The sequence below is a fragment of the Pseudomonas sp. NMI760_13 genome, from assembly GCF_021283245.1.
GTDB lineage: Bacteria > Pseudomonadota > Gammaproteobacteria > Pseudomonadales > Pseudomonadaceae > Aquipseudomonas > Aquipseudomonas peradeniyensis.
Genome location: NZ_JAJSRC010000030.1, coordinates 1 through 15,993, shown reverse-complemented (window position 1 = coordinate 15,993; position 15,993 = coordinate 1). Strand labels below are relative to the sequence as shown.

Genomic DNA, 15,993 nt, shown 5'->3' with positions numbered 1-15,993 from the left:
CAATTCAAGATTGCTGGGGTCGCTTTGCGACCCTTTCGCGGCACAAGGCCGCTCCTACAGGGCGCGCGGTTGCCTGTAGGAGCGGCCTTGCCGAGGCGTCGGACCGGCCGGAAAGGGCTGCAAAGCAGCCCCTGCAATTCCAAGTCGGACTCCAGTCAGGCCGGCAGGCTCTGGTACGGCTGCTCTTCCCCCGGACTGCGGGCGAACTGGCGCTTGTACTCGCGGCTGAACTGCGAAGTGCTCTGATAGCCGACCCGATGCGCCACCTGGGCCACGCCCAGCCCTTCGCCGATCAGCATCTGCTGCGCCTTGAGCAGGCGCAGGCGCTTGAGGTACTGCATCGGCGCCAGGTCGGTGCAGCGCTTGAAGTGTTCGTGGAAGGTCGACACGCTCATGTTCGCCCGGCTGGCCAGCTCTTCCACCCCCAGCGGTTCGGCGTAGTGCTCGCGCAGGTAGGCCAGGGCCGCGCCGATCCGGGCGAAATGCCCCTGTTGCTCGACCAGCGCCCGCAGCACGCCGGCCTGTGGCCCGCGCAGGGCGGTGTAGAGCACCTCGCGCACCCGCGCCGGCCCCAGCACCTTGGCGTCCAGCGGGTCCTGCAGGCACTGCAGCAGGCGTTCGACGCTGTCGCGCATGGCCGTGTCCAGCACCGCCGAAGTCATCGACTGTGGCGTCTGTGCCTGCACCGCGGCATCCGGCGCCAGGTCCATGCTTTGCACCAGCTCGCCGAGCAGGGCGCGGTCGATGTCCACCGCCACGCCCAGCAGCGGCGCCTGGGGCGTGGCGAAGGTCTCGCACATGAACGGCACCGACAGCGCCTGCACCAGGTAATGCCCGGCACCGTACTCCAAAGTGCGCGGGCCCAGGCGCGCCAGTTTGCTGCCCTGGGCGAGGATGATCAGGCTGGGTTCGTAGATCTGCGGGGTGCTGGCCACGTAGTGGTCCCAGGTAAGGACCTGGACCTGGGGCAGGAGGGTGGGCACGAACCCCGGGCCTGTGGCGAGAGTACGGATCAGAGAGCAGAGCGTGGCATTGGCATCCACATGGTGAGTCAGGTGCATGGTGAACCCGGGCAGAGAATCGGACACTGGCATCTTCGCAGATTCGCGGGGTCATGCCAGAGGTTGGTGGCAAGGTCCGGAGAATCAGGCATGCATACTGGAGAATCGGCGGTGGGCGAGGCTGGTCCCGGCGCGCAGAATGCGTCGCCTGAATCGTTTCACTTGCACGAGGTGCCCCATGTACACCGCCATCGGTTACGCCGCCCAATCGCCCACCAGCCCCCTGGCCCCCATGACCTTCCAGCGCCGCAGCCCGCGGCCCGACGATGTGGTCATCGAGATCCTCTACTGTGGCGTGTGCCATTCCGATATCCACCAGGCCCGCAATGAATGGGGCATCGCCGTCTACCCGCTGATGCCGGGCCATGAGATCGTCGGCCGGGTCAGCGCGGTGGGCGCGCAGGTCAGCCGTTACCAGGTCGGTGATCTGGTCGGCGTCGGCTGCATGGTTGATTCCTGCCGCCAGTGCGAGGCCTGTCGCCAGGACGTCGAACAGTACTGCCTGGAAGGCCCGACCATGACCTACGCCACCCCCGACCGGGTCGACGGCAGCAACACGATGGGCGGCTACTCCAGCAGCATCGTGGTCAGCGAGCATTTCGTCCTGCGCATTCCCGAGGGCATGGACCTGGCCAGCGCGGCGCCGATCCTGTGCGCCGGCATCACCACCTATTCGCCCCTCAAGCACCACGGCGTGGGCCCCGGGCACAAGGTGGGCGTGCTGGGCATGGGTGGCCTGGGCCATATGGGCATCAAGCTGGCCAAGGCCCTGGGGGCGGAAGTGACCCTGTTCACCCGCTCCGCGGCCAAGGCCGAGGAAGCCCGTCGCCAAGGCGCCGACCATGTGATCGTCTCCACCGATGCCGAACAGATGCGCAGTGCGGCGGGTCGCTTCGATTTCCTGCTCGACACCATCCCGGTGCAGCACGACCTCAACCCCTACCTGCAAACCCTGAAGTTTGGCGGCGTGCACATCCTGGTCGGGCTGATCGAACCGGTTGATCCACCGGTACATGCGGCCAACCTGGTGATGCAGCGCCGGGTGCTGGCAGGTTCCTTGATCGGCGGTATCGCCGAAACCCAGGAGGTGCTCGACTTCTGCGCCGAGCACGGGATCAGCTGCGATATCGAAAGGCTCGACATCCGCAACATCAACCAGGCCTACGAGCGGATGATCGCCGGCGACGTGAAGTACCGCTTTGTCATCGACATGGCCTCGCTCAAGGCCTGACCAGGCGAGCTGGGCTTGTCCTGTGAAGCGTCACGCTACCTGAGCGGCGCCGCATAGCCCTGGCGCAGGTCCACGGCCCAGCCGTCGAGCACGGCCTTGACGTTGTCGGCGGTCATCACCTGGCGGTCGTTGTCCAGCGGCACGCCGGTACCGGTGAGCATCGCCTCGCCGACCACCTTGCCGCTTGCGCCCGCCTCGAACGACAGCTCGCTGGCAATCGCGCTGTCCCGGTCGCGCATGCCCGCGGCGCTGCTCACCCCGGCCGCGACCAGGGTGATCGGCAGCCACTCGTAGAAGCGCAGGCCCTGGGTGTCGGCGCTGATGCGGGTGATGGCCGGCCTGACCACCAGGGTGTTGGGGCCGGGCCGGTCGACCACCGTCATCACCTTGCCCAGTTCGTTGCGCAGTACCGCATCGTAGTAGTGGGTGATGCTGGCGAGGGTGGCCTGGGGGATGCGCGTGCTCGGCTCGGGCGCCGGGTAGAACCGGCTGGGTGCCAGGTAGACCTCGATGTAACGGCCCTTTGGCCATTTCGGGTCGGCCCAGCTGAGCACGGTCCCGCCTGAGGGTGCCTGGTGCGGGGTGAGTAATCCGTAATCCTTGAGATAACCGGTCGGTGCCGGCTTGTTGCTGCCGCACGCGGACAGGCCCAGGGTGGACGTCAGCACCAGTGCCAGAAGGTGACGCCGACTCATGGGTGGCGAACCTCGCGCCGGGTCGGATGGGCCGCTTGCAGGTGGGGCACGTCCTGCGATGTCTGGATGCGCAACTGTCCGCGTGCCATCAGCCAGTGCACGAGGTCACGGACGGGAACGGTGTGGCTGTACTCGACCCATTCGCCAAAGGTCGGGTCGTAGTGTTCGAAATACCGACGCAGGGTGACGTAGCCCTGTTCGTTTGCCAGCTCCAGGCTCTCCTGCTGCACGATCAGGGAACCCGATTGTCCGCGCTGGGTGTTGCGCTGGCTGAGGATCAGGGACGCGGAACCCTCATGCCCATCGGTGCTGTTGCGGCTGTCGACTATCTTCATGGGGAGCCCTCGGTAATGGAAGGCTGGCAGGGTGAAGGGTCATCGTTGCCGGGTGATGTCCGCTTTGTGTCGTGCATGACGAAATGTTGCGCGATTGAAATAAATGACCCGCGTGGCGCAATGGTTTTAGATACGCCTTTTTTCCCGGATCGGTATCACCGTGAGCAGACTGTTGATCGTCGATGACGACGTCGAAATCCTCGCCTTGCTGAAGCAGTTCTTCGTCCAGCACGGCTACGAGGTGGACCTGGCCGCCGAGGGGCAGGCGATGTGGGCAGCCATCGCCCGGCAGCGCCCGGATGCGATCATCCTCGACCTGATGCTGCCCGGCGAAAGTGGCCTGGGCCTGTGCCAGAAGCTGCGTGCGCAGCTTGGGGTGCCGGTCATCATGCTCACCGCCATGGCCGAACTGAGCGACCGCATCATCGGCCTGGAACTGGGCGCCGACGATTACCTGACCAAGCCGTTCGATCCACGTGAACTGCTGGCCCGCCTGCGCGCCGTGCAGCGCCGGGTTGGTGAACAGCCACCGCGGGGCGAGGCGGCGCGACCGGTGATCGGTTTCGCCGGTTGGCAGCTGGACATCACTTGCCGCGAGCTGCGCTCGCCCGAGCGGGTGATGGTGCCGCTGTCCGGCGCCGAGTTCGACCTGCTGGTGGTGTTTCTCGAGCACCCGCAGCGCATCCTCACCCGCGAGCAGTTGATCGACCTGACCCGTGGCCACGGCCATGACGCCTTCGACCGCAGCATCGACGTGCAGGTCAGCCGTCTGCGGCGCAAGATCGAGCCCGACAGCAAGCGCCCGGACCTGATTCGCACCGTGCGCAATGGCGGCTACCTGTTCAGCGCCACGGTGACCCGCTCGTGATCCGTCGCCTGCTGGGTCGCGACACTCTGCGCAAGCGCATCGCCCTGACCATTTTCACCGCATTGCTCGCCTCGCTGGCGTTCAATGCCCTGTTCGTCCAGGTTGCCGGCAGCTGGGCACGCCCGCCCATCGAACGCACCGGCCTGCTCGAGCAGATCGCCGTGACCACCCGGGTGATCGAGACCGCGCCGGCGACGCTGCGCGGGCAGCTGGCCGAGGCGGCGAGCACGCCAACGCTGCGGGTGACCTGGAGTACCCGGCGTGACGACTTTGGCCTGCCTGGCCCGGGCACCATGCTCAATTCCGGGCAGGTGCCGGCGATGGCCCAGCTGCTGGGGCCCTCGCGGCCGATCGAAGTGTACAACCCGGATGACTGGCCTATGGGCAGCGCCGAGGCGCACTACGTGGCGCTGGTTGCCCTGGCTGATGACAGCTGGCTGCTGTTCGTGCCGCCGGAGCGCAGCTGGGGCATGAGCGCGACGGCGCGCCTGGCGGTGGTCATCGGTCTGGGGCTGGTGGCGACGTTGCTGGTGGCCTGGCTCGCCACCCGCCAGCTGGCCGCGCCGCTGCAACGCTTTGCCAGCGCGGCGCGGCGCTTCGGCGGCGACCTGCAGGCGCCGCCCATCGCCATCGAGGGGCCCGAGGAAATCCGCCAGGCAATCATCGCCTTCAACACCATGCAGGCGCAGATCCAACACTTCCTCCGCGAGCGCACCCACATGCTCGCGGCCATCTCCCACGACCTGCGCGCGCCGTTGACGCGCATGCGCCTGCGCAGCGAGTTCATGGAGGACCTGGACCACCAGCGCAAGCTGATCCGCGACGTCGACGAGATGCAGACGATGATCAACGAGGCCCTGGCGTTCTTCCGCGAAGGCACGCAACTGGAGCAGCGCACGGCCTATGATCTGTCGGAGCTGTTGCAGACCCTGGTCGACGACTACCGCGACCAGCATCTGGACATCGCCTTCAAGGGCCCGGCGCACCTGGTGCATGACGGCCGCCCGCTGGCGACCAAGCGGGTGGTCGTCAACCTGGTGGAAAACGCCATGAAGTATGCCCGCGATCCGCAGATAACGCTGCGCCGCGCCGCTCACCTGATCGTCATCGAGGTTCGCGACAGTGGGCCAGGTATTCCCGAGGAGGCCCTGCAGCAGGTGTTCGAGCCATTCTACCGATTGGAGGGCTCGCGCAACCGTGACACCGGTGGCGTCGGCCTCGGCCTCTCGGCCGCCCGTGCCAGCGTGCGCGAGCAGGGCGGCGAGCTGACCTTGCGCAATCGCGTTGGCGGTGGGCTGGTGGCGCGGGTTGAACTGCCTGACGGGTCCTGAGCGGGTCAGTACACCCAGACCTCGACCCGGCGGTTGCGCAGGCGCCCCTGCTCCAGGTCGTTGCCGGCCACCGGCAGTTCGTCGCCCATGCCCGCCACGTCCCTGACCTGCACCCCGACGCGGGCCAGCTCGCGGCGCACCGCCATGGCCCGCAGGCGCGACAGCAGCGCGGCGCGGCCCGGTGTCTCCTTGGGATCGCCGAAGCCCACCAGCACCACCTTGCCCTGTAGCTTGCCGGCCTGGCGCAGGTAGTCGCCGACCCGCTGCACATCGCGCAGGGCCTTGTTGTCGAGGCCGGCGCTGCCTTCCTGGAAGCGGAAGTTCACGCTCAGGCGCTGGGCCTCGCCGGCCAATGTCCGATAGCGTGGCGGCATGTCGCCCTGGGCCGCGACCTGCTGTGGCTTGATCTGCTGGGAAACGAAGCCCTGCTCGGCGACGATGGCCTGGCCGGCGGGACTTTGGGCAAACTCGGCGAGTGCCTTGGCCAGCGGCGTGGGGTGGGTGGGGAGGTAGAAGAACAGGCGACGCGACAGCGGGTAGTCCTCGCTGGCCACCAGGGCACGGCTGGGTGGCAGCGCCGGTGCATCGCCCTCGGCCACGGCCAGTGCCTTGGCCCGGTGGACCGTGGCCAGGCCGCTGAAGCCGATGGCCTGGCGGTCGGCCATGACCTGGGCGGCCAGTTCGTCGGCGGACTCGAAGCGCCGCGCCTGGGTGGTCAGTGCCGCTTGCTGAGGGGCAAGTACCAGGGCCTTGAAGGTTTCGAAGGTGCCGGAGCGATCATCGCGGGCATACAGGTGGATCGCCCCGCCGGGCACGCCCAGCTGTTCCCAGCGCTGCAGCTGGCCGGAGAACACCTGGGCCAGTTGCTCGGTGCTCAGTTGCGTGAGCGGGTTGTCCGGGTGGACGATCACCGCCACGCCATCCAGGCCGATCACCTGTTCCGAGCCCGCGCCACGCAGGTTGCCCAGGGCCTGCAACTGTTGCGCCTCGCTGTCGCTGATCGGCCGCGAGGCCGCGGCCAGGTCGGCCTCGCCCCGGGCCAGCGCGGCAAAGCCGGTGCTGGTGCCGTGGGCGGCAATGTCGATGCGCACGGGCTGGCCGTCCGGATCGCGGGCGTGGACCTCGGTCTCGTTGGCCGTGGCGCCGGGCCGGTGCTCGATGGCGCTTGCGCCCTGAGCCTGCAGCAGCCCCTGCACCAGGGCCGGGCCAAGGGCCGCGCCGATGGTGTTGGAGCCCTGGATACGCAGTTGCGCGGGCCCGGCGCAAGACAGGCCCGGGAGCAGGCACAGCAGAAGGAGAAGCAGGCGAGGCATGCCGAAGACCCGTGGCACAGAGTTGCGCCGCAGATTACGACAGTTGCTTGACCGAAAGATGACAGTGTCCCGTAAGAGATCGCCCAGCCTATCTGGCTGGGCCGGCGGGCAGAGAACCTGTGGGAGCGGGTTTACCCGCGAAGCCGACACCGTGGTGGATGGCACGGGCTTCGCCCGTGTTCGCGGGCAAGCCCGCTCCCACAGGGATCGCGCCAGATTCTAAAAATTAGCAAGACAGTTGCTCCCACAGGGACACCATTTCATGTGCGACAGCCCAGCCCGAGGGGCTGGGCGATCTCATGCAGGATATGTGTGAGCAACCCGGCTCAGCGCCCCTCCGGCACGATGATCCCGGCCGGCGCCTCGGCCGCGCGGCGGCGGGCCACGCAGTAGTACAGCACGCTCGGCACCACCAGGCCGATCAGCCACGACACATCCACGCCGCCCAGGTGCGCGACCATGGGCCCGGTGTACAGCTTGGTGTCGATGAACGGCATCTGCACCAGCACGCCGAAGGTGTACACGCCGATGCCCGGCCAGTTCCAGCGCCCGTAGCGGCCGTCAGGGTCGGCCAGTGCCGGGATGTCGTAGCGTTCCTTGGTGATGAAGTAGTAGTCCACCAGGTTCACCGCGCTCCACGGCACGAAGAAGGTCAGCAGGAACAGGATGAACGACTTGAACGCGCTGAGGAACGAATGCTGGCCGAGCAGGGCGACCAGGGTCGCGGCGCCGACGATGCCAAGCACGAACACCAGGCGCTGGATTCGGCTGATCTGCAGGTGACCCCGGAAACCACTGATGATCGTGGCGATGCACATGAAGCTGCCGTAGCTGTTGAGGGTGGAGATGGTCACCTTGCCGAAGGCGATGCAAAAGTACAGCAGCGCCGCCGTGGTGCCGGCGCCGCCCAGGCCGACGATGTAGGCCACCTCGCGCCCGGAGAACTGGCCGCCGGCGATGGCCGCGGCGAACACGCCGAGGATCATCGAGGCCTGGGCGCCGATCACCGAGCCCAGGCCGGCGGCGAGGAAGGTCTTGAGCGGCGAGGTATGGCTGGGCAGGTAGCGCGAGTAGTCGGCCACGTACGGGCCGAAGGCGATCTGCCAGGACGCCGCCAGCGACACTGCCAGCAGGAAGCTGGCCCAGCTGAAATGGCGGTTGTCGAGCAGCTGGCCGATGTCGGCGAGCATCAGGATGCGGCTGAACAGGTAGACGAAGGCGATGATCCCCAGCACGCTGGCCACCCGACCGATCCAGTGAATCACCCGGTAGCCGGCCAGGGTCGCCAGCACGATCACTCCGGCGAAGATGAGAATGCCGGCGCTGTCGCTGATGCTCAGCAACTGGCCGATGGCCTGGCCGGACAGCACCGTGCCGGTGGCGGTGAAGCCCAGGTACATCAGGCACACCAGGGCCATGGGGATGGCCGCGCCGTACACGCCGAACTGCACCCGGCTGGAGATCATCTGCGGCAGACCCAGGCGTGGCCCCTGGGCTGCGTGCAGGGCCATCACCGCGCCGCCGACCAGTTGTCCGAGCAGCAGGCCGATCAACGACCAGAACACATCGCCGCCCAGCACCACGGCCAGGGCGCCGGTGACGATCGCGGTGATCTGCAGGTTGGCTCCCAGCCACAGGGTGAATTGGCTGTAGACGCGTCCATGGCGTTCAGACTCGGGGATGTAGTCGATCGAGCGGCGCTCGATCACGGGTTTGCTGGACATCGGGGAGGGCTCCGCTTCGTTGTTTTTGTGAAAGGCGGCGGCTATCGGCGGGACGCAGGGCGGATGGCCGAAGCCCGATATGAGCATGTATATACAAGTCTGGTCAAGTGAAGCTTACGCGGGGTTTTCGTCGCTGTTACGAGGCCATCACAGCCGACTGTTGCGCAAGGCTGGTGCGCAACTGTAATGGTCCGCGGCGGCACGATGCCCTTATGCTGTAACCAAATATGTCTATAACAAGCCTGAAGAAGGAATGCGTGCCATGCCACTCAAGGACCTGCTGATCGCCCTGGTGGTGATCATCGCCTGGGGCGTCAATTTCGTGGTCATCAAGGTCGGCCTCGACGGCCTGCCGCCGATGCTGCTGGGGGCATTGCGCTTTCTGCTGGTGGCCTTTCCGGCGGTGTTCCTGATCAAGCGCCCGAACCTGCCATGGCGCTGGTTGATCGCCTACGGCGCGACCATTTCCCTGGGCCAGTTCGCCTTCCTGTTCCAGGCCATGGCCAGTGGCATGCCGCCGGGGCTGGCTTCGCTGGTGCTGCAGTCCCAGGCGTTCTTCACCCTGGGCTTTGCCGCGCTGTTCCTTGGCGAGCGGCTGCGCCTGGCCAGCGTGCTGGGCCTGCTGGTGGCCGCCGGCGGCCTGGCGGTGATCGGCAGCGAGGACAGCGGCCACGTGCCGCTGCTCGCACTGCTGCTGACCCTGTGCGGCGGCGCCATGTGGGGCATGGGCAACATCATCACCCGGCGCTTCGGCAAGGTCGATCTGGTCGCCCTGGTGATCTGGGGCGGGCTGATCCCGCCGCTGCCGTTCCTGGCGCTGTCCTGGTGGCTGGAAGGGCCCGAGCGCATCGGCCATGCCCTGGCCAACATCGGCTGGAGCTCGGTGCTGGCCCTGGCCTACCTGGCCTTCGTCGCCACCATGGTCGGCTACAGCCTGTGGAGCACCCTGTTGTCGCGCCACCCGGCGGGCAAGGTGGCGCCGTTCTCGCTGCTGGTGCCGGTGGTCGGCCTGAGCTCCTCGGCCGTGTTGCTGGGCGAGCGCCTGAGCGAGGCCCAGGGCTGGGGCGCGCTGCTGGTGATGCTCGGGCTGCTGATCAATGTGTTCGGGCCGCGCCTGGGGCTGCGTCTGCGCGCGGCTACCGCGCGCTGAAGGCCGATGCCCGCCGCGTCACACCAGCAAGGCCGACCACGCCGACACCAGCAGCAGGCCGGCGAGGCCCTGATTGAACACCCGCAGCGCCTGGGGCGAACGTAACCAGCGGGCGCTGCCGATGCCCATCAGCGCCCACGCGGTCATGCTCGGCAGGGCGATCAGCAGGAACACCAGGCTCAACCACCACATCGGCAGTGCCGGGCCGGCGAACAGGCCGACCATTGCCACCGCCGTCACCCACACCTTGGGGTTGACCACCTGCAGGGTCGCCGCGCTCAGCGGGTCCAGGCCGCTATCGCTGCCCGCCTGCAGCGGCGCACCGGCGCTGCGCAGCATCTTCCAGGCCAGCCAGCTGAGCCACAGGGCGCCCACCCAACTCATGGCCTGCTGCGCCAGCGGGTAGCGCAGCAGCACCTCGCCCAGCCCCAGGCCCACCAGCAGCACCACTGCCGCCGCCGCGCAGCAGGCCGTCACGATCGGCGCCAGGCTGGCGCGCAGGCCGCGCCTGGCTCCGTGGGCGAGAATCAGCAGGTTGGTCGGCCCGGGGCTGATGCTGGCGGCCAGGGCGAACAGGATGAAGGGCAACAGCGTGTGTGACATGGTCAAGGCTCCGAGTGATCGAAGCGCCATGGTCGCGGCGAGCGCCGGTTCAGTCTGGAAGGTTTGAGCAGCGCTTGCGGTAATCCGCCGGGGTCAGTCGGTAGGCGCGGCGGAACCAGCGGCCCAAGTGGCTCTGGTCGGCAAAGCCCAGGGAGGTGGCGACGCTGGCCGGCGTTTCACCCAGGGCCAGCCGCCGCCGTGCACGGGCCAGGCGCAGCTGGATCAGGTAGGCATGCGGCGCCAGGCCGAAAGCCGCCTTGAACGCCCGGGTCAGGCGGAAGCGGTCGACGCCGCACACCTGCGCCAGCTCGACCAGGCCGATGTCCTGGTCCAGGTGTGCGTGCAGGTAATCGCGGGCGACCTGGGCGCACAACGGCAAGCGTGGATCGGGGTCCAGGCGCTTGCGCCAGTGCAGGTGGCCGGTGAGGCAGGCCAGCAGGTCGTCCAGGGCGGTCTGGCGGACGATGCGCAGATCGTTGTAATGCACCGTCTCGAAGGCCCGGGCGGTGGCCCCGGCCAGGCGCGGATCCTGGTGCAGCAGGGTGCCGAAGCTGGGCAAGGCGCCCGAGGGCGCGTGTTCGAACAGGGCGCGCAGCTCGGTTTCCAGCCAGTTGGCATCCAGGTACAGGGTTGAGTAGGTGAAACCCTCAACGGTGGGTGCATGGCCGTCGTGCAGGTCGCCCGGCTCGAGCACGAACACCTGGCCTGGGGTGCTGTTGTGGCGTGCGCGGCGGCAGTTGAATTGCTGCACGCCCTGTTCGGTCACCCCGACCAGGAAGCTGTCGTGCCAGTGCGGGTCGTAGGCATGGCCGGTGAAATGGGCGCGGACCGACTCGATGCCGGTGTCGGCGTCCTGTCTGAGGTCGATCCAGTTGCTCATGGGCGCGGGCCGTGCGGGTGTCGGTAGACGACCTTAACGCAGAAACGGCCCGGGCGTTTAGAACGATTGTGCAGCCCTGTCAGCGCTGGGCGAACGCCAGGTTGATGCCAAGCCCGGCGAACGAGGCGGCGAAGCTGCGCCGCAGCCAGGCCTGTACCTGGGGCGAGTCGATCACGGCGCGGCGGAACAGGTGGGCGAGCAGGCCATAGATCACGAAGACGACGAAGGTCATGGCCATGAACACCGCGCTCAGGCCGAGCATCTGCACGGTCGCGGAACCGGCCTGGGGGCTGATGAACTGCGGCAGGAAGGCGAGGAAGAACAGCGTCAGCTTGGGGTTGAGGATGTTCAGCAGGCAGGCCTTGAGCACCAGTTGGCCGGCGCTGGCCGGGGTGGCCTGGGTGTCCACGGCGAAGGCCGCGCGGTCACGCCAGGTGGCGTAGGCCAGGTACAGCAGGTAGGCGACGCCGGCGAACTTCAGGCCCTGGAAGGCCAGGGCGCTGGTGTGCAGCAAGGCCGAAAGGCCCAGCACCGAGGCCAGCAGGTGCGGGACGATACCCAGGGTGCAGCCGGTGGCGGTCCACAGGCAGGCGCGGCGCCCGGCCACCAGGGAGCTGGAGACGGTGAGGATGACCCCGCTGCCGGGAATCAGCACGATGATCAGCGCGGTAACGAGAAACTCCAGGCTCGGCATGAATGACAGCTCCTTGCAGTTGGGGGTGGATGCACTATACGCCCGGCGACAGCGGCTGCAACATGCCCTCCGGGCGCAGCGTGGCGAAGCGCTCGCGCAGCCACAGGTGCAGCTGGGCCACCGCCGGGGTGAGCTGCTTGCGGTGCGGGCATACCAGGGTCACCGGGGTCAGCTCGCCGGGGTGTTCGGGCAGCAGGACCTCCAGCTCGCCGGCGGCAACATTGGCGCTGACATCCAGCCACGACTTGTAGACGATGCCTTCGCCTTCCAGCGCCCAGCGCCGCACCACGTCGGCGTCGTCGCTGAACAGCGGCCCGCGCACCTGCACGGTGCGGTTGCCCAGTCGCCATTTGTCGTACACCCGGCTCTGCTGCAGGTACAGCAGGCAGTCGTGCTGCTGCAGGTCGTCGGGGCTGTCCGGCCGGCCATGGCGGGCCAGGTAGTCGGGCGAGGCCACCAGCACCCGACGGTTCCACGGTGCCAGGGGCAGGGCAATGTAGTTGGCGTCCTCGTTCTGGCCGTAGCGGATGGCGACATCCACCGGGTCGCGGTAGAGGTCGGCCAGCTGGTCGGAGAGAAAGAAGCGCAGGCCGAGCCCCGGGTGCTCGCGGCGAAACGCGCTGAGCCAGGGCCGCAGCAGGTTGCGCCCCATGTCTGACGGCGCCGCCACCTGCAACACGCCGCGCAGGCAGCTGTGGCTGCCGTGCAGGTCCTCGCGGCCCTGGCGCAGGGCATCGAGCACGCGCTGGGCGGTGGGCAGGTACAGCTCGCCCTCGGCGGTCAGGCGCAGGCTGCGGGTGGTGCGGGCGAACAGGCGCACATCCAGTTCGCGTTCCAGGCGCTTGATCGCCGCCGCCACCTGGCCGGGCAGCAGGTCGGCCTCGTGGGCCGCAGCGGTAAAGCTGCCCAGGGCGCTGGCACGGGCGAACAGTTCGAGATCGTTGATGCGCAGCATTTTCACTCCAGGGATGAAAGTGTTGCTGCATTGTGCTGGTTTTTCTTTGCCGCCGGGAAGATAAGATGCGGCTCATTCACGATCCCTTTGAGGAATTACCGTAGATGGATACCGTTGCCCTCGCCAAACGCCGTTACACCACCAAAGCCTACGACGCCAGCCGCAGGATTCCCCAGGCCACCATCGATGCCTTGCTCGAGCAGCTGCGCCACAGCCCGTCCTCGGTCAACTCGCAGCCCTGGCACTTCGTCGTGGCCGACAGCGCCGAAGGCAAGGCGCGCCTGGCCAAGGCCACCGACGAGCGTTTCGCCTACAACAGCCCGAAGCTGCGCGACGCCTCCCATGTGATCGTGTTCGCCGCCCGCACCAACATGACCGAAGCCCACCTGCAGGCGGTGCTGGCGCAGGAGGCCGCCGACGGGCGCTTCCGCACCGAACAGGCCCGTGATGGCCAGGACCAGACCCGCCGCGGCTACGTCGACCTGCACCGCCATGACTTCAAGGACCTGCAGCACTGGATGGAGAAGCAGGTCTACCTGGCCCTGGGCACCGCACTGCTGGGCGCCGCCGCCCACGGCCTGGACGCCACGCCGATCGAAGGCTTCGACGCCAAGGCCCTGGACGCCGAACTGGGCCTGCGCGAGCAGGGCTTCACCAGCGTGGTGCTGCTGAGCCTGGGCTATCGCAGCGAGGAGGATTTCAATGCCGGGCTGAGCAAGTCGCGGTTGGCGGCGGCAGAGGTGTTTACTTTTCTGTGATTGATGGTAGGTAGTCCCGCTTAACTGGGGCAGCGTTGCAGCCAGTAATGCTGACGGTGAGCGGGCTTCTTCGATGCGACTCGACTAGCCAGCCCGGATCACCTTCTATCATGACGCCGCCAAGGCTCCTCGTGTCTCCCTGGCGTGGCACCAGTCTCGATGATTGACGAAGACGACAGGCTTCATGGCAACTCAGCCAGTGGAGCGGTTTGTGGAGCCGTTCGCGATTCGCGGTCTATCGCTTCTGGCCACTTGACCTCTGCTCCCAGACGCTTGGCGAACTGATACCAGAGGAGAAGGTTGTGATCTTCATTGTGTGGGGCAGGTGAAACAGCATCGAGACCATATTGCATGTAAGTGCAGATGTAGGCCCAGATGGACTCTTCCCCGTACGTATTACTCAAAGAGAACCGGTCGATGACCTTGTTGGTGCCCGGTTCGACGACGGACAACATGATCCCTGTCTTCACGAGGTGCGAGCCTTGGTGGGTGACAGCCTGCTTTCTCCAGCGTTCGGCGCGTACATCCTTCCAGTCGTAGCTGACGATTTTTATTGGCCATGGGATGAAGGGGTTCCACCAACAGAACGTAAAGTTGTAAGCGTAGATTTTTTGACGGGAACGGTTGAAACGTATTGGCTCGTCGCGCGGGGCGGTGCGGACTAGGCGAAAATATATTGCTACCTGCCAAGTTATAATGGATATTAGTATTGATATGGTTAATAGTGACTCGTAGTCATTGTGCTGGATGCTGGTTGCTATTATTCTTGTGCCAAGAATGATTGTTGTAATGCTTAATGGAATGCACAGGGTTAATAGTCCCCCAGTGTTGACTGAGTTGCGAGGTATCTCTACGTAGATGTCGTCTTGATGGTTTGAGTTTAGCAGTATGGGAGAAGGGTCGACTTTAGTCGGGGCGTTTGGGAGGTTGAAGTCCTCTTTCCAGCCTGGACACGGAGGAATCAGGATAGGTCTTTTCATTTTTATCCCCTTACGTCCAGTTTGTCCTGTTTTTTTACCAATTTCGCGAAATTTGTGGTGTCGTCCTTGTTGGGCCAATAGCTGACTGTTAACTCAAAGGCGTCGATAGTTTTGAAATCTGCGGTTGGTGTACTCCCTTCTATTCTTAGAGTCTTTCCTTGGCGAGAACTATCCTCTGGGCTGCCAGTGTTCTCATATAACTCGGTTTTTTCCTTGTCGCTGTCTCCTGAGTACACGGTCGGCACAGTGTTTCTACCCGGTGAATAAACCACCAGTGTCCATTCGTATCTTGCCTGTTCGTGAGCAAAGTTAGGAATGGTGATTGTGTAGTTCAGACGTGTTTCGAGTGGAACCGAGAAGCTGTCCCTCAGCGTGACGAACGGCTCTATCGTTTTCGGAGGGTGTGTTTCTTTGAATGTTATATCTATTGAGGCATGCGCAGTGATGCCCACTAGGGCAGCATTGAGAGCACCTATAGCGTTGTCATTGTCTTCTGCGACCTGCCATTCACGATGTGACGCTGGTAGCCCCCATCTGGACTGGCGAGCCCAGATTTCCAGTGGAGACGATTCGTTTTTTTTTGCGATCGTAGCAAGCGTGTAGGCCGAAAGTGCAAGTAATAGTGCTATACCTACAGGGCCTAGGAATGCGGTCCCAAAGTAAAGTGTGCTTACTCCTACGAATGCTGAACCAATCGCAGATAGGCCTGCAATATTATATTTTTGGTTGGATGCTAGATCGCCTTGTGCACCTGTTCGTTGAGCCGCTAGTAAATAATTTGTTCCTTCTGCAATACCAGCGACAGCAGCAATGGCACCACCGTACTTCACCAGTTGCGTCCCCTGCATCAATGTCGAGCCCGCCGTCACGGCGACCCGGGCAGGCCGCAATATCTCGATCGCTTTCCCTGTCGCCTCAATACTCAACCCCAAAACCCCGATGGACGACGACCACACCGCTGCCAGCGCTTCGGCTTCCGCATTGCCCGGGATCGCGCTCAGCGCGTCATGATTCCTGCGCAGGCTGTCCTGCTGGAACCACAACCCACCCAGGCTCAACATCAAGTCCGCGCGGCCCGGCCCCAGGCCAGACAAGCCACTGCGCAGGTTGCCCATGGCTTCACGGGCCAGGGCGCGGGTCTGCTCCGCGCTCAGGCTGAGCAGGCGCAGGCTGTGGGCGGCCTGGTATTGCAGGCTGTCTGCCCCTATGCGCACGCTGCGCAAGGCCTCGCCAGTACCCGCGCTGGCCTGCAGGTGCTGCAACCGGGCCTGCAGGTCCTCGGCGCTCTCCATAGTCCAGAGCACCAGTTCCACGACCTTGCCGTGCTTGCCGGACACCGCCGCGGTGATGGCGCCGCTGAGCAGCATGGCGTTGACCTTGTGCGCGGCGGGTTTGCGAAAGGCCTGGTCCAGTTG

Annotated in this window: 15 protein-coding genes and 1 pseudogene; 5 read left to right on the top strand and 11 right to left on the bottom strand. The window is 65.6% G+C overall.

Annotation, left to right across the window (positions count from 1 at the left end):
• Positions 1-155: 155 nt before the first annotated feature.
• The gene (locus LU671_RS23950; RefSeq protein ID WP_232857156.1) at positions 156-1,061 is read right to left on the bottom strand and encodes an AraC family transcriptional regulator; all 906 of its coding nucleotides are present in this window, start codon (positions 1,059-1,061) and stop codon (positions 156-158) included.
• A 178-nt stretch (positions 1,062-1,239) separates the two neighbouring features.
• On the opposite strand from LU671_RS23950, the gene LU671_RS23945 reads away from it, so the two are divergent.
• Positions 1,240-2,292 (top strand): NAD(P)-dependent alcohol dehydrogenase, encoded by a 1,053-nt coding sequence (locus tag LU671_RS23945; RefSeq protein WP_232857113.1) that lies wholly within the window; start codon positions 1,240-1,242, stop codon positions 2,290-2,292.
• A gap of 35 nt (positions 2,293-2,327) precedes the next feature.
• On the opposite strand, the gene LU671_RS23940 is transcribed toward LU671_RS23945, so the two are convergent.
• Both LU671_RS23940 and LU671_RS23935 read right to left on the bottom strand, forming a co-directional pair.
• Positions 2,328-2,987, bottom strand: a complete 660-nt coding sequence (locus LU671_RS23940) for a DUF3313 domain-containing protein (RefSeq protein ID WP_232857112.1) — start codon at positions 2,985-2,987, stop codon at positions 2,328-2,330.
• Positions 2,984-3,322: a hypothetical protein gene (locus LU671_RS23935; RefSeq protein WP_232857111.1), complete on the bottom strand. Its 339-nt coding sequence runs from the start codon at positions 3,320-3,322 to the stop codon at positions 2,984-2,986. Before LU671_RS23935 ends, LU671_RS23940 begins: the two co-directional genes overlap by 4 nt.
• Positions 3,323-3,476: 154 nt before the next feature.
• Here LU671_RS23935 and LU671_RS23930 point away from each other — a divergent pair, with 154 nt between their 5' ends.
• Positions 3,477-4,190: a response regulator gene (locus tag LU671_RS23930; protein ID WP_232857155.1), complete on the top strand. Its 714-nt coding sequence runs from the start codon at positions 3,477-3,479 to the stop codon at positions 4,188-4,190.
• Positions 4,187-5,521 (top strand): ATP-binding protein, encoded by a 1,335-nt coding sequence (locus LU671_RS23925; protein ID WP_203647189.1) that lies wholly within the window; start codon positions 4,187-4,189, stop codon positions 5,519-5,521. Before LU671_RS23930 ends, LU671_RS23925 begins: the two co-directional genes overlap by 4 nt.
• Positions 5,522-5,526: 5 nt before the next feature.
• On the opposite strand, the gene LU671_RS23920 is transcribed toward LU671_RS23925, so the two are convergent.
• Positions 5,527-6,834, bottom strand: a complete 1,308-nt coding sequence (locus LU671_RS23920) for a phosphate ABC transporter substrate-binding/OmpA family protein (protein WP_232857110.1) — start codon at positions 6,832-6,834, stop codon at positions 5,527-5,529.
• A 326-nt stretch (positions 6,835-7,160) separates the two neighbouring features.
• Entirely contained in the window at positions 7,161-8,558 is a 1,398-nt protein-coding gene (locus LU671_RS23915; RefSeq protein WP_232857109.1) for a purine-cytosine permease family protein, read from the bottom strand.
• A 262-nt stretch (positions 8,559-8,820) separates the two neighbouring features.
• On the opposite strand from LU671_RS23915, the gene LU671_RS23910 reads away from it, so the two are divergent.
• Positions 8,821-9,708, top strand: a complete 888-nt coding sequence (locus LU671_RS23910; protein WP_203647183.1) for an EamA family transporter — start codon at positions 8,821-8,823, stop codon at positions 9,706-9,708.
• An 18-nt stretch (positions 9,709-9,726) separates the two neighbouring features.
• On the opposite strand, the gene LU671_RS23905 is transcribed toward LU671_RS23910, so the two are convergent.
• The 4 genes from LU671_RS23905 to LU671_RS23890 all read right to left on the bottom strand — a co-directional run bounded on the left by LU671_RS23905 (position 9,727) and on the right by LU671_RS23890 (position 12,840).
• Positions 9,727-10,311, bottom strand: coding sequence for a LysE family translocator (locus tag LU671_RS23905; RefSeq protein WP_232857107.1), 585 nt, complete (start codon positions 10,309-10,311; stop codon positions 9,727-9,729).
• Positions 10,312-10,360: 49 nt separating this feature from the next.
• Entirely contained in the window at positions 10,361-11,191 is an 831-nt protein-coding gene (locus LU671_RS23900; protein ID WP_232857106.1) for an AraC family transcriptional regulator, read from the bottom strand.
• Between the two features lie 79 nt (positions 11,192-11,270).
• The gene (locus LU671_RS23895) at positions 11,271-11,885 is read right to left on the bottom strand and encodes a LysE family translocator (RefSeq protein ID WP_232857105.1); all 615 of its coding nucleotides are present in this window, start codon (positions 11,883-11,885) and stop codon (positions 11,271-11,273) included.
• Positions 11,886-11,919: 34 nt separating this feature from the next.
• Positions 11,920-12,840 carry a LysR family transcriptional regulator gene (locus LU671_RS23890; protein ID WP_203647177.1) on the bottom strand — a complete coding sequence of 307 codons (921 nt, stop codon included), beginning with the start codon at positions 12,838-12,840 and terminating at the stop codon, positions 11,920-11,922.
• Between the two features lie 104 nt (positions 12,841-12,944).
• On the opposite strand from LU671_RS23890, the gene nfsB reads away from it, so the two are divergent.
• Positions 12,945-13,598 carry an oxygen-insensitive NAD(P)H nitroreductase gene (gene nfsB / locus LU671_RS23885; protein ID WP_110733882.1) on the top strand — a complete coding sequence of 218 codons (654 nt, stop codon included), beginning with the start codon at positions 12,945-12,947 and terminating at the stop codon, positions 13,596-13,598.
• A 182-nt stretch (positions 13,599-13,780) separates the two neighbouring features.
• Here the strand turns inward: nfsB and LU671_RS23880 are convergent, their stop codons facing one another.
• Together LU671_RS23880 and LU671_RS23875 are read right to left on the bottom strand one after the other, a co-directional pair.
• Positions 13,781-14,578 carry a DUF6708 domain-containing protein gene (locus tag LU671_RS23880; RefSeq protein WP_232857104.1) on the bottom strand — a complete coding sequence of 266 codons (798 nt, stop codon included), beginning with the start codon at positions 14,576-14,578 and terminating at the stop codon, positions 13,781-13,783.
• 2 nt (positions 14,579-14,580) lie between these two features.
• Positions 14,581-15,993 (bottom strand): annotated as a pseudogene (locus LU671_RS23875) (T6SS effector BTH_I2691 family protein); the annotation flags it as partial.